Below are 19,856 nucleotides of genomic sequence, written 5' to 3'. Positions count from 1 at the left end.
GTAAAATGCAATGGAGACAAGAAATTCATTTATGAAGTTAAAACTCTAGAAAGTTTCGGCATAGATTTGTGGTATAATTCTAAATAACCACTCATGACCAGGGTAAATGTAAATGATCAAAATAAAGAGCCAGCTTTAGCAAAAGCTTTAAAATTTACTATTGTAATTGCTGCAATCGGCATCTTATTGTGTATACTTCTAATGGCTTTCGGAGTCTAAGTTTTGTAGTAAACTTATTGTTCTTCAATTTTATAACAGCCATTTTAGTTAGGGCTGCATTACGGGTAATTCTAATATTCGTTCTGGACCGTAGTACTTGAGTGCAATGCCAAATACAATTACTGAAATTATCATTCCTATCATAAAAACGGTATACGTCCACCGTAAAAGTCGATATTTCCTTTCTAAAACTATCCCAAGAAAATAAAGGTCTTTGGTTAATGAGCTATAGATGTAATCTTTGTCTTTAATAAGTTCTGACATAGCCCAACTATACTGCTCTAATTTCATTTTATGAAAATTACCAAAGAACAATAGATTTACTTTTTTAGAGGTGACTTCTTCTTCTGTAAACTGACCAGAAGTAATATTTGGTTTGGTAGCTATAATAGACATTACCATAGAAACTACACTAAAAATTATAAATAGAAACGTAGGGTAGAATAGATAGTCGTTAGAAGGGTTATCTAACTTAGGAACCAAGTTTGCCAATGCCATAGAAATAATAATGGCGTTTACAGAAAGTAAAATATTCGCCTTGGTATCGGCAATATCACTCAGTTTTAAATGATTACTTAGTGTAACTCTATATAGTGTCTGTATTCCCCGATCTGGTAATTCTCCCTTAAATTTGGCTTTTAAACTTTCCTTTTTAATGAGCTCTTTATTCTTCTTTTTTGCTTTGATGAGCCTCTTAATATTCTTGTCTTTCCCTTCTTGCCAATTAGCTATAGCGTATTCCGTATAATAACGATGTTTGGCGCGTAAAAGAGCAATATTTTCTTCGCGCCATGCTGCAGAAGTAATACTTTCTTTACTTATTAAAACACGCTCTTCTCTCAGTAATTCGGTTGTTGCCATAAAATTCTTGACATGAAAATGAGAAGAATCTGCATCGCGAATTATTTTTTCTAATTCATTTTTTGGCTCGTACCCTTTTTTCGTCGCTAGAATCAGGTTACAAACGTTGGTAATAAAAGATGGTGTACAATTATTTTTGGTTAAAAAATCTCTAGATAACTGGCAGCTATGCTCTTCATGATTCTCATAAGAAACAGTATACCCAAGGTCATGAAACCAAGCAGTAACTAAAAGTAACTCGCTCTCTTCTTCGCCAATTTTTTCACCAGTAATAAGCTCTTTTGTACCATCTACAACGCGTTGTGTATGCCTAAGATTATGATAGAGATATCTTGGGTCAGTATTGCCGGATAATTGATTAGTGGCAAATTCTTCGGCTGTAGAAACTAGTGTAGACATGATAGTTTATTTGAACTTATGGTGTTAATATGTCAATAGCTCTTACTTCTCCTTCAGGTACGCAAACAGGTCCGTTTTGACCTGGTACTTCTATATACCCATCTTCACAAGGTAGCGAATCGGTTTCGCAACCTAAGAAGATCACTGCAAAAATAGCTATCAATAAAATTCATTTCAATAACATTATTTATTCTTTAGTTGAACTTTTAGTTAGCTCAAAGTTTATTTTCTAAAAATAAAATTAGACCTATGATACAAGCCCAAAAGACTAAGCCTAAATAATAAACTTTCAATAGTCTAGATTTATCTTCAACACTACCTCCCAGATTTGCAAAATAATGCTTACCAAGAATACTGACGAATATAATGCCGAAAAAAAACATAATAATTTGTTCTCTTAAGCTAAGGGTATGTTTTTCTTTGTTTTGATTCAATATTTATTATCCTTCATTTTAAACTTTAGCCAATTATTCTAGATGTCTAAGATAGGCATCGGGATTATTTAAAAAAGACCTTGTAATTGAATAGTGTTCTGTTTCCTCGAAATCTACCTTGTTCATGGTGTCATCCGAAATTTGATATATTGCCGCTCCTGGGTAAGCCATCAGCATAGGTGAATGCGTGGCCACTATGAACTGGGACATGTTGTTCTTCAGATGTTCCTTGATAAAATATAGTAACGAAAGCTGTTTTGAGGGGGATAGTGCCGCCTCAGGTTCGTCCAATAGATATATGCCGCGTTGATTTATCTTATCATTCATTATCTTGAAGTAGGCCTCCCCGTGTGAAAAGCCTTGGAGGTCTTGACCATAGTTTTTACGCATTGCATGTATTTGATAGTTCGAATTATCGCGCATGGATTTTAGAACACCTTCCGGCACCACCTCTTTAATATCCTCAAAAAAGGTGGACTGCCTGTTGTCCTCGTTCTGGATACCATTCAACAGGTTTCCAAAATCCTCTGCCCTTAAAAAGAATCCTCGAGGTCTATCTATTGTCCATTCTATGGAAAGAAATTCCACTAGAGTCCTCGCAGCCTCAAACCCTCTTTTTCCATAGGAAGAACCGTCCATGTTCGGAAGCTGTAGCCTAACTGCAAGAGTCTCCAATAGGGTGCTTTTACCAGTACCGTTATCGCCGATGATGAAGGTGACAGGGTTGGAAAAATCGAGGTCTTTGGCATACTTGATCGCAGATATATCAAAAGGGAAAGGCTTTTCACGGGGACAATCGATGTTTACTTTGGATATATATGACACTATTCAGGTTTTTCTATGATTTTAATGATCCTTTATTTGAACTTTAAATTATTAATGTAATTCTATTTCCCAATCTTCAAATTGTGGTTGAACTATAAAGGTAGAATCATAATATGAATGCAAATAATCCGTAGCCCTTTTCTGAGCGTACTCGTCATTTATAACAATACCATTTCCATCCAATTCAATAACATTTGTATATATGGCAAAGACTCTTTCTATCGCACTTGGTTCATTTCCATAGAGCTCTACATAATTAATGCCTTTTAACATGGAGTGTGTTCCACTAGCCATAAAGTAAGTAAATGTTCTTAGTGAACCTTTAAATGAATTGCTTAGTTTCATGCCTTTGAATAATACTTTAGAAAAGTACAAAAATAATTCTCTTGCGTTTAATGGATTGATCGAAACCTTCGTGTATTCACTTTCATTGAAAGTAAGAATCGATAAAACTAGCATATAGGCTACGAGTTAGATGTAACTAAAAAAAGGTGAGAATAAATTATGCTCACCTTTACAATTTTTATGTCGTGTTCTTTAGTTCGTAAAAAATACGTTTGAAATTATTACACCAATAATAAGAAGTACTAAAAAGGCTATAAGTATAGTTACACCAACTTTAGTTTTTTTATTTTTTTGTAAAATGTATTGTTGTGTTTCTTCTTCTGGTTCTTTAACGAATTTTGTTTCTTCTGCTTCTTTGTTCATGCGTATTATTTTTTAATATAAACCGTTTTCTTGTTTACGAATTCTAAGATGCCTTCTCTAGATAATTCTCTACCATAGCCAGATGCTTTTGTACCACCAAATGGTAATCGAGGATCAGACTTTACCATGTCGTTTATAAAGAATGCGCCATCAGGTATAGTAGATATTACATCCATTGCGGCATCTATATCTTCAGTGAATAACATACTACCGAGACCTAATCTAGAGTTTGCAGCTAAGGCAATAGCTTCTTCTCTATTTTTTGCTTTGGTAATAGCAGCAACAGGTCCAAAAGTTTCTTCTTTAAATACCGGCATTTCTACAGTAACATCGGTTAGTATAGTGGGTGAGAAATAAGCATCTTTATGCATATTGCCCAGTACAACTTTAGCACCTTGTTTTATAGAATCGTTCACTTGTTTTTGAAGTTCTTCGGCTAAATCTTCGCGCGCCATAACACCAATAAACGTATCCTCTTTCATAGGGTCACCACTTTTAAGTGATTTCACTTTTGCGGTAAATTTTTCTAGAAATGCATCATAAATATCTTCACAAACTATAAAGCGTTTTGCAGCAATACAACTTTGACCCGTATTCTGCATACGTGCCGTTACCATAGTATTGATGTGTTGATCTAAATTGGCATCTTCCCAAACAATACATGCATTGTTTCCGCCAAGTTCAAGAACAGATTTCTTTAAGTTCTTTCCTGCCGTACCTGCAATTGATTTACCAGCTTTTTCGCTTCCTGTTAAGGTTACAGCTTTAATACCGTCATTAGCAATAAGCTTTTCAATTTCTTCATGACCCGCTTTTAAACTTTGAAAACACCCTTCAGGATAACCCGCATCTAAGAATAGTTTTTCAATAGCCATAGAACAACCAGTTACATTTTGCGCATGTTTAAGAAATGCAGTATTACCAGCTGTTAAGGTAGGGGCTGCAAAACGAAGTACTTGCCAAAAAGGATAATTCCATGGCATTACGGCAAGAATGCATCCTAAGGGATCATGACTTATAAAACTCTCATCAGCATCGGTTTCTATGACCTCATCGGCTAAAAGATCTTCAGCGTTATGTGCATAGAAATCACATACCCAAGCACATTTTTCAATTTCAGAAATACCTTGAGCATAAGGTTTTCCCATTTCTTGGGTCATTAGTTCTGCATATTCCTCTTTACGGTCTATTAGCAATTCTGCTACATTGGAGAGAAGTTCGCACCTATCTTCAATTTCCATAGCTGCCCAAGAGGCTTCTATAGATAGGGCTTTTTGTAATTTTTTTTCTATATCGGCAGTGCTATCTTGTGTATATGTCTTAACAATTTCACCGCTGTACGGATTCTTAGTTTCATATTCTTTCATAGTTACAAATTTAGAGGTAAACAGTTTGATGCATTAATTCGTTTCAAATAATTCTTAACCCTTTTAAGCTATTGTTAACGTCAATATTAAAAGGTTTTGAGTTAAGTAGTTGTATCTTTATTTAAGACATTTGTATGACATTATAAGCAATAGTTTATCATGTATAAGAAAACGTTTAATCTAAAATATATAATATGAACAATAGTGGAAATACATTATTAGCAATTATCGCAGGATCTGCCATTGGTGCAGCCTTAGGAATTCTTTATGCACCAGATAAAGGTGAGAATACAAGAAGATTAATTGCTGATCAAGCAGCTGCAACAAGAGATAATTTTGCAGATAGTGCAGTAGACCTTAAAAATAGAGTTGCTTCTAAAATGTCTGACGAAAGAGAAACCTTAGATACAAGAGTAGAATCTTTAGTTTCTGATTTAAGTTATAAGACCGAGGACGTAATTTCAACTTTAGAGAAGAAATTGTCTGAGTTGAAGTCAAAAAATAAGAAACTGCAGAAAACAGTATAAATGGGAATTATTGATTCACTTAACGAAACGTCTAATAAGGCAATTGATGTAGGAGAGGTTTACTATAAGAAAACCCAAGAATACTACAGGCTTAAAGTGTTTCAACAATTAACAATGACCACCGGTATGCTGCTAAAAATGGCAGTTATAGGTGGTCTTGCTTTTTTGGCACTTATATTTATAACTGTAGCTGGTGTTGTCTTCTTGGCAAATGTTCTTGAGAGTATGGTAGGTGCTTGTTTAATTGCTGGTGCTTTATTTGTAGTATTATTGGTTTTAGCCTATATTTTTAGAGGTCAAATAGATAACATGTTGGTAAGAAAGTTGTCGGATAAATTCTTTAACTAGTAGAGATATGTACAAAAATTTTAATGAGATAGAGTTTAATTTAAAACGCTTGAAATTAGAGCGCGAAATTGCTTTAGAAGAGCTTAAAGGATTGAAACAAGATGTACAAGAAGATTTGAGTCCGTATAACTGGGTGTCGACCGCATTTTCTGCAGCCAAGAAATTTGGTATGTTATATATTATGCGAAAAGTAGTAAAATAATTTTAGCCAGATTGCATTGGCAAACTAGTTGAAAGTAAAAAGCACCTCTTTAAAAGAGGTGCTTTTTTATATACTGTTATTTAGTGTAAACTTATTCTTTGGACCAGGCGTCTAGCATCCAACTTACTTTTTCTATTTCGCCAATATAGCCACCGATCATATCAATAGTTCCTTCATCTCCACCAGCTTCGGCTTTCTTAATGACTTTATTCATTTGCTTCAACAAAATTTCATGTTGATTTAAAATGTGATCTACCATATCAGTATCTGCAATGAGAGAAGATGTTTCTTTAATAGAAGACATTTCAAAATACTTAGAAAACTCGCTAGTTGGGTTATGTCTTAGCGTTAAGATACGCTCAGCGATTTCATCAATTTTAATTCTTGCATCGGTATATAGTTCTTCAAACTTAATGTGAAGGTCAAAAAAGTTCTTTCCAGAAACATTCCAGTGGTAACCTCTAAGGTTTTGATAGTACAAATTGTAATCTGCCAACAACGTGTTCAATTCCTCAACGATTGGCTGTATATCTTTTGATTTTATATCTAAATAGCTCATAATTTTGTTTAATTATTCTGCTACAAAATTAAGGGATATTGAAGGTTGCCATTGACTCAGAAGAGGCAATGATGAACGTTTTACAGTTTTGAAGTGATGTAAGCTTATTCTTCTACCAAAGGTTTTAAGTTGATATATGAGTAGTTTATTTCACCCACGTGGTCATACTCTGTAGAATTATGTTTTAGTGAGCCCCAATCAAACTGGTCGTTTAAATTATTCTCTTTATAGTAATTGGTTAAGCCATCTGTTAAGAGTAAATATTCGCTCAAGTTAATTTCGTTTTTCAACAATTTGTGAGCTATAATAAGATCTTCGCCAAAGAGTTTTATGCTATTACCAACTTTGGTCAAAGCTATTTCTTTACCGTAATGTAGTATAATCTTTAGACCGAGAATTTCGGGTATTGATTCAGCATCTTTATTCTTTATATGTTTTTCTCTAAGAGAAGCTAGTTCCTTATAAAATTCGGTATAAAATTTTCTACACTGTTCTATAAGATTTTCTAAGCTTGGCATTTCGCCAGTCTTAAAAAACAGAACAGCATCGCCTTCTATCTCGGAAACTTTGAGTCCGATTTTATTCGTGTAGATAATTTGGTTCAAAAGCGCAGGAATGATTTTTGAACTCAGTTCAAAATCGGTTTCGCTCATAAACTCCGTAAATCCGCTTATGTCTGGTATACATATTAACATGGGTTCTCCTTTCATAAGCAATGGGTATTTATAGTAGGAAAGGTATAGAACTTCTGTGGTTAAAAAGAATCCGTTTCAGAAAAATTATATCGCAATAGCGCTAGTTTTAATAACTAATAAGATGAAATATTGATGGTTATTAGGCTACAAAATAGTTGAATAGAACACTAAAGTGGCACCGTGAATTCTTATTTTTGTTTTACGTTGTATAAAAAAGTATAAACAAAATATAGAAGATAGGTTTATACGATTGCAATTTTTAAAACCACTTATATATGAACTATACTGAACTATTAGCAAGTGAACCACATGATGTAGCTGCGCATATGCATTTAAAGTATGTGAATAGGGAAGCCTTGTCCATATTAAGAATTAAGGAGAAAGAGAAATTTCATTATCTATTAAAGAACAAGCCACTTCTTAAAAAGTCTGAATTAACAAGAATAGAAAAATTGGTGATTCCACCAGCATGGCAAGGAGTAAAAATAGCACCGATTGCCAACGCACATTTACAAGCAGTAGGCTATGATGTAAAACATAGGTTGCAGTACCGTTATCACGATTTATGGTTAAGAGTAAGAAACCGAACCAAATTTTTAAGAATGCATCAATTTGGGGAAGCTTTGCCTGTAATTAGAAAAAAGGTAGATGAAGATTTACAGTTAGATGGATGGCCTAAAGAAAAAGTTCTCGCACTAATTGTAAGGCTAATGGAAGAAACCCATATACGTATAGGTAATCAACAATATGCCAAAAGAAACAAAACATATGGCTTATCGACCTTAAGAACAAGGCACTTAAAAACCAGTAAGAATAAGCTAAAATTTGAGTTTACCGGAAAGAAAGGCAAAAAGCATAGTATTACTTTAAATAATAGAAAATTACGCAAGTTAGTATTGCAATGCGAAGAAATACCTGGCTGGGATCTTTTTCAATTCTTTGATGAAGACGGGACAAAAACGGGAGTAGATAGTGGTATGGTCAATGAATATTTACAAGAAATAAGCGGAGAACTTTTTACTGCGAAAGATTTTAGAACATGGTCTGGCACGTTAATATTTTTTGAATCGCTTATGGAAAATGAACCTACCAATGTAGAAAGTGAAGTAAAAAAGAATGTTATAAAAGCATTTGACCATACCGCTAAAGCTTTGGGGAATACTAGAAATGTCTGCAAGAAATATTATGTGCACCCATTTGTAGTTAAAAAGTATGAAAAGAGTGAGCTTAATGATGTTTTTGAAAGTGTAGAGATGGCTACTTCTTCAGAATACCAAACCGCAGCAGAAAAAGCACTGATTAACTTAATTTCCAATTTTAATCCGTTATTGAATTTAGAAGTAAAGAAGTAGGATTAAAATCTTGTTTGTAAATTAATCGGGACGTTCTACTTCACTTTCGCTCTTTAAAACGTAATCACCATCTTCTTGTTGAATGTAAAGTGCTTTATCATCATCGCTACCATTTCTAGTAACTTCATTTCCTTTAATTGTCTTTGTTGTTTTTGAAGTATATGTTTCTTCAACTTTACCTTCTGCAGTACCATTACCCCATGACCATTTTACTGTTGTTCCTTTTCTTATCATAATAAATGTATTTATTGTTTGTGCTTTCCATCACAGCTAGTTTTTTGGAGAACCATGTGATGGAAATAATCATTTAGAGTAGCACAAACGTGAGAACTAATTTGATACTACAAGTTCTATAATTTTATACTTTATTGTGTAGCAGGAGCAATTTATTTTTAACCTTAAAGCCTTGAAGATTAACCCTATTCAAAGGAGTTAATGCTATAATTTTTCAAGATAAAAAGTATGTACAATCAACTATATATTTGTCATCAAAACAAAACAGATGGTACAATTAATTGCAGGTATATCGATAATTATAGGATTAGGATTCATCAGCTTATTGCTAAGAGATTTTATCGTTGACGGTATCAATAATGATGACACCAGTAATCAAGAAGATGCATTTTGCGAAATTGATATGGACCATGTATTAATGTATTCAGATTCATCTAAAAGTAAAGATGTTACTGAGCTAAAAAGAAAATTACAAGAATTTAAGAACAGAAATAAATTTTACAAGATGTAATTGTGATTGACATCTTTAAATAAAAATCACATCATCAAAACTATATAAAATGAGTACATATACAGAAGAAGTAGGAAATAAATTAAATGAACTTTTAGAGAAAACATATGATGCTGAAAAAGGATTTAAAAAGGCAGCAGAAAACACTGATAATGTTCAGTTAAAAGCTTTTTTTGAAACAAAGGCAAAGCAACGTTATGATTTTGGTCATGAACTAAAGACAGAAATCAAAACCTTTGGTCAAGAGATTGACAAAGGAGATAGCATGGCCGGTAAAGCGCATAGAGCTTGGATGGATGTAAAAGCATTATTCTCTCTAGACAATGCGGAAGCCATGTTAGAAGAGGCAATTAGAGGAGAAAAAGCTGCAATTGAAGAGTATGAAGATGTTTTAGAAGATACTTCATTACCATCTACAACGGCAACCGTTTTAAGAAGTCAGAAAGAGGCAATTAAAAACGGACTTTCAAACATTAAAATGTTAGAAGATATTAGATAAGTACATGTTTGGTGAATGTAAAAAGAGGCTATTAATAGCCTCTTTTTTTATGCTTTATTTTTCAAATATTCACATGCTATTCAACAATTAAAAAGCTCTTTTTTAATGGGTTATATTTTTGTGGTTCTGCAACAATTGCCCTTCATTTTATTGACGAAATTTGTGTTAAATGAAAATGATTGATATGTATTTTAAAATTTCGAATACAGCAAAAATGAAAGAGATAGAACAAGATGTAAACGCCTTGTTTAAGTATCCAGATTTATATACTCCACAGGTGGTTATTAGTGGTCTAAACGAAGTCTCTATTCCCATAATTACAATGAATGAACCCAATGCTGTTAATTTAGCCATTTGGGGTTTATTACCAAGTACTTTTAATGATGAGTGGGAGCTTTTTCAAAAGCTGACGAACACGTTGACCATCTCTGCTCAAAAAATAAATACGAATTTATGGTATCATGATTCGTTTGAGAATAGTAGATGTATTATACCTGTAACCGGCTTCTTTACTTCAGTGTTGAAGAACGGAGAAATTTATCCTTACCATGTAAGTAGTAAAAATGGAGGACTATTATATTTAGCAGGTATTTATACTATTCTAGATGATGGCTTTATAACCTGTTCATTACTTACTGGTCCGCTTGAGAAAGAAGTGGTCAATTACCAAAATCTAGTAGATTATATGCCCGTAATTATAGACCATGATGATAAGTATGAATGGCTTTCAGGAGAAACAAGCTTAGAAAGGGCGCAAGAGATATTAAGACCGCCACACGCAACAGATTTAGAAATAAGACCTATTGCAAGAAACCTGTTTAATCAAGATATCTCATATGATAGCATGTTATTGCCCTATGAGTATCCAGAAAGTTAGCGTATTGAAGCGTTCTTGTTTTTTAGATGCTTTCTATAGTCTGTAGGTAAAATACCATAGGCTTCAAAGAATATTTTAGAGAAGTAGCTTCTACTTTTAATACCAATAGCATACACAATTTCAGAAACAGATAAATCGGTATTTTTTAGGTAATCTTTCGAGATTTCTAATTTCAGCTGCCTAACATATTCATTCACGGTTTTAGAATACAGAATCTTAAAACCAATTTGAAGTTTCTTGGGGCTTAATCCAGATTCTGCACTTAAAGAGGTGATAGTTACGGTATCAGAAATATGCTCTAATATATAGGTAGTTAACTTGTGAATCTTTAGAATATCATCTTTAGAAATAGCTTCAGGTAAATTCATGTTTTCTTCAAAATTTTTATGTTCTAATAACTGTAGCGATAGAATTAAATAAAGTCTGCCCTCTAATGAAAGAGACCTTAGCATGCCGCAAGTAGTATCAACATCGTTTAGTAACTTAATTTCATCTGCAATTTTTAAACTAAAACTACCACCATGTTGATAAGTAGCCTCCCCGTCACTATCATTAAATAATGACACCAATAATTGGTTTAGTTGAGAGACATTATTGTTCTTTTTTTGTAAATATTCTTGCCGATTAACACGTATGAAATTAATTTTTAAATGTTCATCCTTTGGGAACATAAATGTCTTTTCGGCATTACGTTTATGCGATATAATTGTGTTTTGAAATTGCTCTAACCTGGTGTATTCATCTGTATTGTTCTCGCTATACTTAAAGTATCCTTTACTGATAAAAATGAATTCAATTGGTGCCAGGTCTTTAGTATCAAAAACGATTTTAGCCTCTTCAGCTAGTTTCATATCACAATCAATAAGAGATATTCCCCAATTAAAATCTATGGTTCTTAAAGAGCCTTTTCCAACTGTATTAATAAAAGTTAAAACACTTTCGCCACAGTCCTTGATAAGTTCCCCCTGCATACATGTCTGTATTTTGGAGAACATATCCTCTGACTTTGAACTATTTATGATTAACTCTCTCATTGTTTTATTTTATGTACAATGGCAATTGTACTTTACAAAAAAACTAGAAAAAAGTGAATAACCTTAACACTTTTAAAATGTTAATTGACACATATGCGCATTTAGTAGATGAGTTAATATTGGTTTTTTTACAACTAAGCTGAATCTATTAAAACCACCATATTTGCAGTAACAGGTATGGGAAACTATTTAGTTAACAAGTAAACCTTTATACCTAAATATTTAAATGTTAACCTAATTATTAAAATCTATATTATGAAAAAGTCACTATTAATGATTGTATTTGCATTTGCAACAATGAGCATTGCAACAAGCTGTAGGGAAGAAAAAACAACAGGAGAGAAGATTGAAGAAGGAATGGATGATGTTGGAGATGAAATTGAAGATGGAGCTGATGAAGTTGAAGACGCGGTAGAAGATGCTACTGATGACAACTAGTATAAAATATTGCTATGAAAAGAGAAGCCAGGTAGTTTACTACCTGGCTTTTTAAGTTTTAAGAAGTTTAGTTTAATCTTTCTTTCCATTTCCTGTCAGTACATCTAAAAGGCCGTCTTCTAAATTGATCCATAGATAATTAAAGAATGATTTATTCTTTATTCGTTCAGTTTCTATATCACCATATCTATACCCATCTTCATCTGTTTTTGACCCATCATTTATAAATAGATTACCAATAAATGAAAGTACTTTTTTTACTCCGTTTCTTTCTTTGTTGAGTACTTGAAATTTAAAATCTTCGTACCTCATTTTAATATCTCCCGTAGCAGTATACTCATCACCAGAAATGGTAAAGTAAAGCTGGTCAATAGTACCTGTAGTTTGGGTTCTTAAATTGGGTACCAGAAAATCATTTAAACTAGAGGTATTGAAATTAGATAATCCGCCAGAAATCAGAAAAGTACTTCGGGGATCATAAACATCAAATTGCCAATTAAGATGAAATTTTCCAGTTCCCATTAAATCAGCATTAAGTTGAATTTGAACTGGGTCATTAACTATTATTTTATTTGATAAATTACTGATTGTGGCATCTAAATTGTCAAAACTCAATGCCCCGGCTTTTGCATCATTCGGAATATTCTCTTCATAGACTATTGCTCCTTTTTTGATGAAAACGATGTCAATTGCTACTTTAAATGGCAATTTTTGCAATAATTTACCATAAAGAGGCTTGTTTCTAAAATTTTCTAATCTAGATTTATCGCGGTATACTTCTAGTTTAGGTTGTGAAAGTAAAAGTTCTTTGAAGTTTACGTGTAGGGAATCATTACTGACCAAATAGTTGTGATCTTCAACTTTTATGGTAGGAATAGATAAATTAATATAATCTCTTTGATAGACTATTTCTCTACTTAACTCAGTTTTAGAGTAGACAGTAGAAAGTACAATATCTGTAATATCAATAGTGGAATTGTTTATCACCATCGATTGCATTTCAAGCTTTTCAAATTTACCTAAGGGAGCATTAAAGTTTTGAATTTCAATGTTGTATTCTGAAAATGTAAAGGGAACATATTTGGTTATAATATCTGGGTCTGTAGCTACTTCTTTTAAGGAAAGATTTAGTTTGTCAACGGCTATAAGTTCTACTTCCTCATTAATGTCCCAAATTTCAACCCTTCCTTCATCAAATATGATTTCTTCAACAAAAATTTCTTTTAGTAATTTGATAGGGTTGGTTTTATTGGCAGCTTCATTGTCAGCGTTTTCAGGACAAGTTTTAAAATTTAGATGAGGTTTGGTAAGTGTTAGAGATTTAATGTAGATGGACTTTTGAAATAGAATTTTCCAATAGTCAAAGCCTTTGATGGAGAGCTTTTCTGCATCCACCTTAATTTCGCATGAGGAAGTCTGCTTACCCAAATTAACTACAGCAACGTCATTAAAAACTATGTTACCTTTTAGAAGGCTTATGGTCAATTTGTCATAAGAAAAATCTATATGGTCAGGTATCTTTCTTTCTAAAAAGCTAACAACCTCTTTTTTCATTTTCCATTCGGCAAGCATGTAGCCGCCAACGCAGAAAATAAGAACAAAAACTAGCCATTTTAAAATTTTGGACATAAGGTATCTTTAAAAGCAATTTGTTTAGAAGTTTTGCAAACCCTATGTATCAGCGTGAGCGTAGGTTTTTTAAAATCGCTGTTATTAATAGGGCTTTTCTATACCTGCACTATCAGGGTCCATATATTGTTTAAAGTCAGATGCGCTTGTAAGCTCAATAAAATCTTTACCTTTTATAACTATGGCATTTTTGAGTAAACTCGGGTTCTTGTTTAAAATTTTCAACCAACCGTCATCATCAAGGTCAACCGAATTTTCACCATAAGCTTCTTTAAAATCTGGGTGATCGGTATTCACCAAGTCAGAAATATTTTTGTTGAGCCCGTCAGCTAATTCTGCCCATTGCGTACCTGTAACGTTCGTCTTAGAGATATCTATTGTTAAATGATCTTTACCAGAAGATTCAACATAGGCATTTAGTTGTTTGCCTATTGAATTTTCTGAACTATAATATAAGGTTATTTGTTTTTTGTCCATAGCGATTACTCCCATTACTTTTTTTTAAAAGTACTCACATCTAGAGCTAGTAATTAACTCGTTTAAAACTAAAAGTGTCTTGATAGGTTTAATTAAACTAGGGCTTCAGCAAATTATAGTACCTTGTTAAGGAACAAAACAATTAATCATGAATACTGTTTTTTGGCTTGCATACATAGCGGTAACTTTATGGAGTATAGTCAATATTATATTTAATGGGTCTAAAGCAACTAAGATGGTTAGTTGGTCTTTATCTGTAATAATTTTTCCTTTTTTGGGTCCACTTTTATATTACCTTTTTGGTATTAACAGAAGAAAATTTAAACTCTTTAAATTAAAACAAACCGAAAAAAGAAGACTGTATTCAGAAACCCATAAAGAACTTGAAGGCGGTGAACAGAGTGTACATCAATTTGAAGATTACAAACGAAATAAATTAGCGTCACTCATTCGAAAAAACAGTTATTTAGCTCCTTATAAAGGCAATAATGTAACCTTATTAAATAGTGGAGAAGAAGCCTTTGGATCAATATTTAAAGCCATAGAAGAGGCTAAAGATTTCATACATCTTCAATACTACATTTTAGCAGAAGGCATGTTGTTAGACAAGTTTTACGAGCTATTTGAGAAAAAGGTCAAAGAAGGGGTAGAAATTAGAATGTTATACGATTCTTTTGGAAGCAATTCTATGCGTGGCAAGAGAGTAAAACGGTTTATAGATATTGGGGTTAAGGCATTTCCCACGATGCCAATTCGTTTCGGAAATCTATTGTTTACCCTTAATTATAGAAATCATAGAAAAATTATAATCATTGATGGTAAAGTTGGTTTCACCGGCGGATTCAATGTGTCTGATAAATACATGAAACCGGTATCTGAACTTGGTGTGTGGCAAGATTTACATCTAAAAATTGAGGGTCCTGCGGTAAACAGTTTACAACGCGTTTTTGTAAAAGATTATCATTTTGCGGGTAAGGAAGAATTGTTGTTGCAAGACAAGTACTTTCCTAAAGTAGAACCTATGGGTGACACTGTAGCACAAATAATATCTAGCGGACCAGATTCTAGATATCCTGCAATAATGCAGCAATACCTTGCAATGATTAATATTGCAACAAAACGTATTTGTATCGCTAACCCCTATTTTATTCCTGGAGAGCCGGTTTTAGAAGCAATTAGAATAGCGGCATTAAGCGGAGTAGAGGTTACGTTGCTTACTCCGAAAATATCAGATTCTCTGTTGGCTCAATATAGTATGTTTTCAACTTTTGAAGCTTTGCTAGAAGTAGGGGCCAATATTTACCTAAGACCAGATTTTTCGCATAGCAAGGTGATAATCATTGATGGTGAAATAGTATCTGTAGGTTCTGGAAATTTTGATTATAGAAGTTTTGAGCACAACTTTGAAACCAATGCTATTTTGTATGATAAAGAAAAAGCTTCTGAAATAGAAGAGCTATTTTTAAAACATTGCACAGAAGAGGCAAAGGTAGATTTAGACAAATTTAAAAAGAGATCACCGTTCAGTAAGTTTTTAGAAGGTCTCGCCAAATTCTTTAGTCCGCTACTTTAATGAAACACTTATTTAAACGCAAACTGAACTATTTAATCTTAATACTATTAAGTTACACTATGGTTGCATCTGCACAACATACAATACCCAATGAAATAACTGAAGAAGCAAAAATTGCGCTTTCTCACTATCCTGAGCTTGCCAATACTAGAATTGAATTCAAGTTTAAAAAGGAAATCAAAAAGTCAACAATGCAGGCACAACCTTCATTTTGGAGTGTCTTTAAGTCAAAGAAAAATAGGTCTTATAATATTTTAATTAGTGAAAGAATAAAGATTGCTGATTCGGTGTATTATACCAAAGACATTCCTTCAGAAATTATGATTGGTTGGTTAGGTCATGAACTTGGTCATGTTATGGATTACCAGCAGCGAAGTGGTTTTAATTTAATAGGCTTCGGATTTAAATACGTAACCTCTGAAAATTACATACGAGAGGCAGAACGCCGTGCAGATTCTTTTGCCGTTACACATGGTATGGAAACTTATATTCTTGCCACCAAAGAGTTTATTTTAAAGAAAGCAGGATTAACACAAGAATATGTAGACCGTATTAAAAACCTGTACTTATCTCCAGAAGAAATTATGTTATTGGTTGAAGAAAGAGATGCGTTAAGTCAAGGTAAATAGGGGCTTAATTGTGCTTATTTACAAAAGCTTCCCATTCGGCAAACTTTTCTTCTTTCATTACTCGTTCCATTTTTACTTGTCCGCCTTTCTTTTTGTTACTATCGTTCCAATCATAAAACACATCAGGATTAATAGTAAAAACCTTCACTCCTTTTAGAGCTTTAGACCTTGCAACCTTATAATTTTTATTGGCAGCTTTTAAAGATTCATCTAGCTTGTTAGCTATTTCTTTTGGGTCTTGGGTAGCATTGGTGCCTAAATACCAGGTATGGTAAAATCCATCTTCGTACTTCTTTGCACACAATGTATACTCAGGAATTTCAATATCAAAAGTTTCCATGATGTCTTGTAGGGCATCATCCAGTTTATTGACAGATAACTGAGAGCCGACAGTATTTAAAAAGAATTTGGTACGGCCCGTAATCTTAATTTCGGCACGCTCAACATCTGTAAACTCAATAGTATCACCAATGAGATATCGCCATGCGCCACTAACCGTGCTAATAATAAGTACGTAGTTCTGACCCGTTTCAACCTCAGATAATGTTAGTGAAGGAGCATCTTGAGAAAGAGAACCATCTTCTAAAATATAATCAGGATTGAAAGGAACAAACTCAAAATAGATTCCGTTATCGGTTACCAATTTCATGGCGTCAGTTTCTGGTCTTGCTTGAAAAGCGATAAACCCCTCAGATGCCAAATAGGTGTCAATTACCGTAACAGGTTTCCCCATTAAGGCATTAAAACTCTTTTCGTACGGACCAAATGCCACTCCGCCAGAAGTGTACACTTGCAGGTTGGGCCATATTTCGTGAATGTTGTTGAGCTTGTGTTTTTTGATGACCTCTTTCAGCATTAATTCTATCCAAGAAGGGATTCCGCTTAAAGCACCTATATCCCAATCCGCAGCTTTTTCAGCAATTTTGGCAACACGTTCGTCCCAATCATCAATTTGGGCAATGTCTTTTCCGGGTTTATAGTAGCCACTAAACCATGACGGAATATTACTCGCACTAATACCACTAATTTCACCTTCTAAATGGTCATCATTTTCAACTAGATCAGTAGAACTACCCAACATTAAAATTCCTGTTTCAAAGAAATCTGCAGGAAGGTCAAAATTAGAAAGTGCTAGCACCTGTTTAATTCCTGCTTGTCTAATAGCATCAATCATTTCGTCGGTTACAGGAATTCGTTTACTTGTTTTTCCTGTAGTACCAGAACTCAATGCAAAATAATCGGGACTACCAGGCCATGTTACATCGGTTTGGTCTTCGTGCAATTTATGCCACCATTTTTCATTAATTTGATTGTAATCAAAATAAGGTACGGCATCACGAAATGCTTGTTGTGGTTTGTCACTTTCTAAAATTTTATTGAAGTCACAGGCTTTGCCAAATGAAGTATCTTTTGCAGTTTCCAAAAGATTTTGAAGAACAGCTTTTTGATCTTCTATAGGGTTATCATCACCAGTAATTTTATCGGTAATATCGATAACTCCTTTTATGAAATTTCCTATGATATTCATGTGTAACGGTATTTTAGGTTAGTACGGCTAAATTACTGGTTACGTGGGGTAAAGATTAACCCTAATCTGAAATATGTGGACTTTATTGGGTTAGTGGTTTTGGGATATAGCTTTAGGTTCTATTTAGACCATGTTATTATCCAAGCCATTAGCTCGTTTTTATCTACCGCAATCCAAGTAGCAGCAGTATTCTTTTTCTCTGTTTTACTTTCATGTGGATAAAATATCACTAAATCTGACTTCTCATTCCCCGTCAATTTTAATTGAGCAATGAGACCGACCATATCTGGTCCATTATTGTCTATTGTAGTCTTTCTTTTCTTTTCTAACCAGTATTCTATAGCAACTTCCATGTAAGCTCTTACAGGATAGTTTTTAAAATATTTAATTTTTCTGTCGGTTTTGTCTGAATAGCTGTAAGTTGAAAAATTAAGATAATTCTCAAGATTTGATTTTGGAGTTCCATTAAGATTTTCCTCAAGTATAAAGTTTGAGAAAGAACCTTCCCAAACAGCACCTTCGTCATAATTTATTCTTCTATCTCTATTACCTTCATTGTATTGTCTTACCCAATCTAATGGTGCATCGCAAATAACTAGTCCAGATAAGTTTAATGCGAAATCAGGACTAGTTTTTTCTTGATATTCAACATATTTTAAAGCGCGATGACCAGATAGACCAACACCAATTAAGAATACATTATTATTCGGTAAACTATTTTTGTCGAAAGCCCTCTCGATTGTTTCATGCGCATCTAAAATTGAGTTCTCAGCAAAAAAGAAGTCCAATGGTATTTGTGTTGAAACAGATAAAACAGCATACCCTGCTTTATTCGCCTGAGTATACAATTGTTTTGCACTCATATTCTTTTTGTCAAATTCTGAACCTTCGAAAAAGATGATTACCCCAGATATATTAGTTCCATTTTCGGGTGTGGCCAGTGTGTAACCTTTTTCAATGTATTTTAGAAAATCAGAATCTAGTTCACCGATTCTTAAACTGTCGTTTTTGGCCTTTTGATATTCTTCAACAATGTTTTGTCCATTGCTGCTTGAAAAAGCCAGTATTGAAATTAAAACTAGTAATGATTTTAATCCAAATTTCATCTATTATATAATTTGTTAATTATGCTAAGAATTCAATATAAAGATACATGTCTAAGCCTAACTAAGCATAATAAGCACTGCACCCACAGCTGTCAAAACCAAAATCATCTTTCTAAAAAATGCTTCTTTAATGTGCTTAATAAAACGAATACCAACAAAGAAACCTAATAGAATGCCTGGTAAAAGTATTAAGTTCAAGGTCAGCGATTCTAGGGTAATGGTTTTCCAAACGAAAAAGTGAAAGGGCAGCTTAATGATATTTATGATTAAAAATAACCAAGCAGCAGTACCTATAAATTGATTTTTAGGTAAGCGCATGGCTAAAAAGTAAATATTGGAAAATGCACCTGCTAAATTACCTACCATGGTGGTAATTCCTGCAATAGTACCAATAGCTCCGGCAAATGTCCAGTGCGATGGTACATTCTTATCCTTTTTACGGTCCCAATAAAACATCATACCTACGGTTATGATAATTATAGTCGCCATGCCTATTTTAAAAAATTTCTCGGGTAATTCATTTCCTATGAAAACACCAATGAGTAAACCAACTATCATCCACGGTAGTACTTTAAAAACATACTTCCACTGTGTATATCTATTATAGTAGATGACGGCAAAAATATCAGCAAGAACAAGCAATGGTACTACCATGCCTGTAGATTGTTTGGCACCAAATGCCAAAGCCATTATAGTGACGTTTAAAACGGCAATACCTTTTATGCCGGCTTTGGATAATCCTATGATAAAGGTTGCAATTGATGCAAGGATCCAAGCGGTTGGGGTAATTTCTGTAGTTATTGATAGAAGCACGTGGTACGTTTA

Annotated in this window: 26 protein-coding genes; 11 read left to right on the top strand and 15 right to left on the bottom strand. The window is 33.5% G+C overall.

Annotation, left to right across the window (positions count from 1 at the left end; translation table 11 throughout):
• Window positions 1-93 precede the first annotated feature (93 nt).
• On the top strand, window positions 94-219 hold the full coding sequence (locus tag BUC31_RS20595) for a hypothetical protein (protein ID WP_262987444.1): 126 nt from the start codon (window positions 94-96) through the stop codon (window positions 217-219).
• A gap of 48 nt (window positions 220-267) precedes the next feature.
• On the opposite strand, the gene BUC31_RS03435 is transcribed toward BUC31_RS20595, so the two are convergent.
• From BUC31_RS03435 to BUC31_RS03415, 6 genes are all read right to left on the bottom strand, one after another.
• Entirely contained in the window at window positions 268-1,479 is a 1,212-nt protein-coding gene (locus BUC31_RS03435; protein ID WP_073241275.1) for a Pycsar system effector family protein, read from the bottom strand.
• Between the two features lie 16 nt (window positions 1,480-1,495).
• A complete protein-coding gene (locus BUC31_RS20245) occupies window positions 1,496-1,642 on the bottom strand; it encodes a hypothetical protein (protein ID WP_170861920.1) in 147 nt (48 codons plus the stop codon).
• Window positions 1,643-1,946: 304 nt separating this feature from the next.
• Window positions 1,947-2,738 (bottom strand): AAA family ATPase, encoded by a 792-nt coding sequence (locus tag BUC31_RS03425; RefSeq protein ID WP_073241271.1) that lies wholly within the window; start codon window positions 2,736-2,738, stop codon window positions 1,947-1,949.
• A 51-nt stretch (window positions 2,739-2,789) separates the two neighbouring features.
• On the bottom strand, window positions 2,790-3,197 hold the full coding sequence (locus tag BUC31_RS03420) for a DUF7677 family protein (protein WP_211573845.1): 408 nt from the start codon (window positions 3,195-3,197) through the stop codon (window positions 2,790-2,792).
• Between the two features lie 78 nt (window positions 3,198-3,275).
• Window positions 3,276-3,446: a hypothetical protein gene (locus BUC31_RS20240; protein WP_170861919.1), complete on the bottom strand. Its 171-nt coding sequence runs from the start codon at window positions 3,444-3,446 to the stop codon at window positions 3,276-3,278.
• Between the two features lie 5 nt (window positions 3,447-3,451).
• Window positions 3,452-4,813, bottom strand: a complete 1,362-nt coding sequence (locus tag BUC31_RS03415; RefSeq protein ID WP_073241269.1) for an NAD-dependent succinate-semialdehyde dehydrogenase — start codon at window positions 4,811-4,813, stop codon at window positions 3,452-3,454.
• Window positions 4,814-5,007: 194 nt separating this feature from the next.
• Here BUC31_RS03415 and BUC31_RS03410 point away from each other — a divergent pair, with 194 nt between their 5' ends.
• From BUC31_RS03410 to BUC31_RS03400, 3 genes are read left to right on the top strand one after another with little or no spacing between them, the layout of a single operon-like run.
• Entirely contained in the window at window positions 5,008-5,340 is a 333-nt protein-coding gene (locus BUC31_RS03410; RefSeq protein ID WP_073241267.1) for a YtxH domain-containing protein, read from the top strand.
• Window positions 5,341-5,688: a phage holin family protein gene (locus BUC31_RS03405; RefSeq protein WP_073241265.1), complete on the top strand. Its 348-nt coding sequence runs from the start codon at window positions 5,341-5,343 to the stop codon at window positions 5,686-5,688.
• 7 nt (window positions 5,689-5,695) lie between these two features.
• Entirely contained in the window at window positions 5,696-5,890 is a 195-nt protein-coding gene (locus BUC31_RS03400; RefSeq protein WP_073241264.1) for a hypothetical protein, read from the top strand.
• Between the two features lie 91 nt (window positions 5,891-5,981).
• Here BUC31_RS03400 and BUC31_RS03395 read toward each other — a convergent pair whose 3' ends face one another.
• Window positions 5,982-6,449, bottom strand: a complete 468-nt coding sequence (locus tag BUC31_RS03395; RefSeq protein ID WP_073241262.1) for a Dps family protein — start codon at window positions 6,447-6,449, stop codon at window positions 5,982-5,984.
• A 104-nt stretch (window positions 6,450-6,553) separates the two neighbouring features.
• Window positions 6,554-7,159, bottom strand: a complete 606-nt coding sequence (locus BUC31_RS03390; protein WP_073241260.1) for a DUF2652 domain-containing protein — start codon at window positions 7,157-7,159, stop codon at window positions 6,554-6,556.
• 260 nt (window positions 7,160-7,419) lie between these two features.
• On the opposite strand from BUC31_RS03390, the gene BUC31_RS03385 reads away from it, so the two are divergent.
• Window positions 7,420-8,496 (top strand): DNA topoisomerase IB, encoded by a 1,077-nt coding sequence (locus BUC31_RS03385; protein ID WP_073241258.1) that lies wholly within the window; start codon window positions 7,420-7,422, stop codon window positions 8,494-8,496.
• A 21-nt stretch (window positions 8,497-8,517) separates the two neighbouring features.
• Here the strand turns inward: BUC31_RS03385 and BUC31_RS03380 are convergent, their stop codons facing one another.
• Window positions 8,518-8,730 carry a hypervirulence associated TUDOR domain-containing protein gene (locus tag BUC31_RS03380; RefSeq protein WP_073241256.1) on the bottom strand — a complete coding sequence of 71 codons (213 nt, stop codon included), beginning with the start codon at window positions 8,728-8,730 and terminating at the stop codon, window positions 8,518-8,520.
• A gap of 268 nt (window positions 8,731-8,998) precedes the next feature.
• Here BUC31_RS03380 and BUC31_RS03375 point away from each other — a divergent pair, with 268 nt between their 5' ends.
• From BUC31_RS03375 to BUC31_RS03365, 3 genes are all read left to right on the top strand, one after another.
• The gene (locus tag BUC31_RS03375) at window positions 8,999-9,241 is read left to right on the top strand and encodes a hypothetical protein (RefSeq protein WP_073241254.1); all 243 of its coding nucleotides are present in this window, start codon (window positions 8,999-9,001) and stop codon (window positions 9,239-9,241) included.
• A 49-nt stretch (window positions 9,242-9,290) separates the two neighbouring features.
• The gene (locus BUC31_RS03370) at window positions 9,291-9,740 is read left to right on the top strand and encodes a ferritin-like domain-containing protein (protein ID WP_073241252.1); all 450 of its coding nucleotides are present in this window, start codon (window positions 9,291-9,293) and stop codon (window positions 9,738-9,740) included.
• Between the two features lie 169 nt (window positions 9,741-9,909).
• A complete protein-coding gene (locus tag BUC31_RS03365) occupies window positions 9,910-10,617 on the top strand; it encodes an SOS response-associated peptidase (protein ID WP_073241250.1) in 708 nt (235 codons plus the stop codon).
• Here BUC31_RS03365 and BUC31_RS03360 read toward each other — a convergent pair.
• Window positions 10,614-11,651 (bottom strand): helix-turn-helix domain-containing protein, encoded by a 1,038-nt coding sequence (locus BUC31_RS03360; RefSeq protein WP_073241248.1) that lies wholly within the window; start codon window positions 11,649-11,651, stop codon window positions 10,614-10,616. The genes BUC31_RS03365 and BUC31_RS03360 overlap by 4 nt on opposite strands.
• 255 nt (window positions 11,652-11,906) lie before the next feature.
• Between BUC31_RS03360 and BUC31_RS03355 the strand changes: the two genes are divergently transcribed.
• Window positions 11,907-12,089, top strand: coding sequence for a membrane protein (locus BUC31_RS03355; RefSeq protein ID WP_036150642.1), 183 nt, complete (start codon window positions 11,907-11,909; stop codon window positions 12,087-12,089).
• 72 nt (window positions 12,090-12,161) lie between these two features.
• On the opposite strand, the gene BUC31_RS03350 is transcribed toward BUC31_RS03355, so the two are convergent.
• The gene (locus BUC31_RS03350; RefSeq protein WP_073241246.1) at window positions 12,162-13,718 is read right to left on the bottom strand and encodes an AsmA family protein; all 1,557 of its coding nucleotides are present in this window, start codon (window positions 13,716-13,718) and stop codon (window positions 12,162-12,164) included.
• Window positions 13,719-13,802: 84 nt separating this feature from the next.
• Window positions 13,803-14,210, bottom strand: a complete 408-nt coding sequence (locus BUC31_RS03345; RefSeq protein ID WP_073241245.1) for an arsenate reductase family protein — start codon at window positions 14,208-14,210, stop codon at window positions 13,803-13,805.
• A gap of 133 nt (window positions 14,211-14,343) precedes the next feature.
• Here BUC31_RS03345 and cls point away from each other — a divergent pair, with 133 nt between their 5' ends.
• Both cls and BUC31_RS03335 read left to right on the top strand, forming a co-directional pair.
• Window positions 14,344-15,768, top strand: a complete 1,425-nt coding sequence (gene cls / locus BUC31_RS03340; RefSeq protein WP_073241243.1) for a cardiolipin synthase — start codon at window positions 14,344-14,346, stop codon at window positions 15,766-15,768.
• Window positions 15,768-16,397, top strand: a complete 630-nt coding sequence (locus BUC31_RS03335) for a hypothetical protein (protein ID WP_244533996.1) — start codon at window positions 15,768-15,770, stop codon at window positions 16,395-16,397. Before cls ends, BUC31_RS03335 begins: the two co-directional genes overlap by 1 nt.
• A 4-nt stretch (window positions 16,398-16,401) precedes the next feature.
• On the opposite strand, the gene BUC31_RS03330 is transcribed toward BUC31_RS03335, so the two are convergent.
• The 3 genes from BUC31_RS03330 to BUC31_RS03320 form a co-directional block, all read right to left on the bottom strand.
• On the bottom strand, window positions 16,402-17,925 hold the full coding sequence (locus BUC31_RS03330) for a GH3 family acyl-acid amido synthetase (RefSeq protein WP_073241239.1): 1,524 nt from the start codon (window positions 17,923-17,925) through the stop codon (window positions 16,402-16,404).
• Between the two features lie 119 nt (window positions 17,926-18,044).
• Entirely contained in the window at window positions 18,045-19,031 is a 987-nt protein-coding gene (locus BUC31_RS03325; RefSeq protein WP_073241237.1) for a hypothetical protein, read from the bottom strand.
• 57 nt (window positions 19,032-19,088) lie between these two features.
• Window positions 19,089-19,844: a sulfite exporter TauE/SafE family protein gene (locus tag BUC31_RS03320; protein WP_073241235.1), complete on the bottom strand. Its 756-nt coding sequence runs from the start codon at window positions 19,842-19,844 to the stop codon at window positions 19,089-19,091.
• Between the last annotated feature and the right edge of the window lie 12 nt (window positions 19,845-19,856).

The sequence above is a fragment of the Maribacter aquivivus genome, from assembly GCF_900142175.1.
Lineage (GTDB): Bacteria > Bacteroidota > Bacteroidia > Flavobacteriales > Flavobacteriaceae > Maribacter > Maribacter aquivivus.
Note: the sequence above shows the minus strand (reverse complement) of the source record. Positions and strands in the feature narration are given on the sequence as shown.

Excerpts from the sequence above, each read along its gene's own strand:
- BUC31_RS20595 (WP_262987444.1), top strand. The coding sequence starts at position 94 with ATGACCAGGGTAAATGTAAATGATCAAAATAAAGAGCCAGCTTTAGCA.
- BUC31_RS03435 (WP_073241275.1), bottom strand. The coding sequence starts at position 1,479 with ATGTCTACACTAGTTTCTACAGCCGAAGAATTTGCCACTAATCAATTA.
- BUC31_RS03420 (WP_211573845.1), bottom strand. The coding sequence starts at position 3,197 with ATGCTAGTTTTATCGATTCTTACTTTCAATGAAAGTGAATACACGAAG.
- BUC31_RS20240 (WP_170861919.1), bottom strand. The coding sequence starts at position 3,446 with ATGAACAAAGAAGCAGAAGAAACAAAATTCGTTAAAGAACCAGAAGAA.
- BUC31_RS03415 (WP_073241269.1), bottom strand. The coding sequence starts at position 4,813 with ATGAAAGAATATGAAACTAAGAATCCGTACAGCGGTGAAATTGTTAAG.
- BUC31_RS03410 (WP_073241267.1), top strand. The coding sequence starts at position 5,008 with ATGAACAATAGTGGAAATACATTATTAGCAATTATCGCAGGATCTGCC.
- BUC31_RS03405 (WP_073241265.1), top strand. The coding sequence starts at position 5,341 with ATGGGAATTATTGATTCACTTAACGAAACGTCTAATAAGGCAATTGAT.
- BUC31_RS03400 (WP_073241264.1), top strand. The coding sequence starts at position 5,696 with ATGTACAAAAATTTTAATGAGATAGAGTTTAATTTAAAACGCTTGAAA.
- BUC31_RS03395 (WP_073241262.1), bottom strand. The coding sequence starts at position 6,449 with ATGAGCTATTTAGATATAAAATCAAAAGATATACAGCCAATCGTTGAG.
- BUC31_RS03390 (WP_073241260.1), bottom strand. The coding sequence starts at position 7,159 with ATGAAAGGAGAACCCATGTTAATATGTATACCAGACATAAGCGGATTT.
- BUC31_RS03385 (WP_073241258.1), top strand. The coding sequence starts at position 7,420 with ATGAACTATACTGAACTATTAGCAAGTGAACCACATGATGTAGCTGCG.
- BUC31_RS03380 (WP_073241256.1), bottom strand. The coding sequence starts at position 8,730 with ATGATAAGAAAAGGAACAACAGTAAAATGGTCATGGGGTAATGGTACT.
- BUC31_RS03375 (WP_073241254.1), top strand. The coding sequence starts at position 8,999 with ATGGTACAATTAATTGCAGGTATATCGATAATTATAGGATTAGGATTC.
- BUC31_RS03370 (WP_073241252.1), top strand. The coding sequence starts at position 9,291 with ATGAGTACATATACAGAAGAAGTAGGAAATAAATTAAATGAACTTTTA.
- BUC31_RS03365 (WP_073241250.1), top strand. The coding sequence starts at position 9,910 with ATGAAAATGATTGATATGTATTTTAAAATTTCGAATACAGCAAAAATG.
- BUC31_RS03360 (WP_073241248.1), bottom strand. The coding sequence starts at position 11,651 with ATGAGAGAGTTAATCATAAATAGTTCAAAGTCAGAGGATATGTTCTCC.
- BUC31_RS03355 (WP_036150642.1), top strand. The coding sequence starts at position 11,907 with ATGAAAAAGTCACTATTAATGATTGTATTTGCATTTGCAACAATGAGC.
- BUC31_RS03350 (WP_073241246.1), bottom strand. The coding sequence starts at position 13,718 with ATGTCCAAAATTTTAAAATGGCTAGTTTTTGTTCTTATTTTCTGCGTT.
- BUC31_RS03345 (WP_073241245.1), bottom strand. The coding sequence starts at position 14,210 with ATGGGAGTAATCGCTATGGACAAAAAACAAATAACCTTATATTATAGT.
- cls (WP_073241243.1), top strand. The coding sequence starts at position 14,344 with ATGAATACTGTTTTTTGGCTTGCATACATAGCGGTAACTTTATGGAGT.
- BUC31_RS03335 (WP_244533996.1), top strand. The coding sequence starts at position 15,768 with ATGAAACACTTATTTAAACGCAAACTGAACTATTTAATCTTAATACTA.
- BUC31_RS03330 (WP_073241239.1), bottom strand. The coding sequence starts at position 17,925 with ATGAATATCATAGGAAATTTCATAAAAGGAGTTATCGATATTACCGAT.
- BUC31_RS03325 (WP_073241237.1), bottom strand. The coding sequence starts at position 19,031 with ATGAAATTTGGATTAAAATCATTACTAGTTTTAATTTCAATACTGGCT.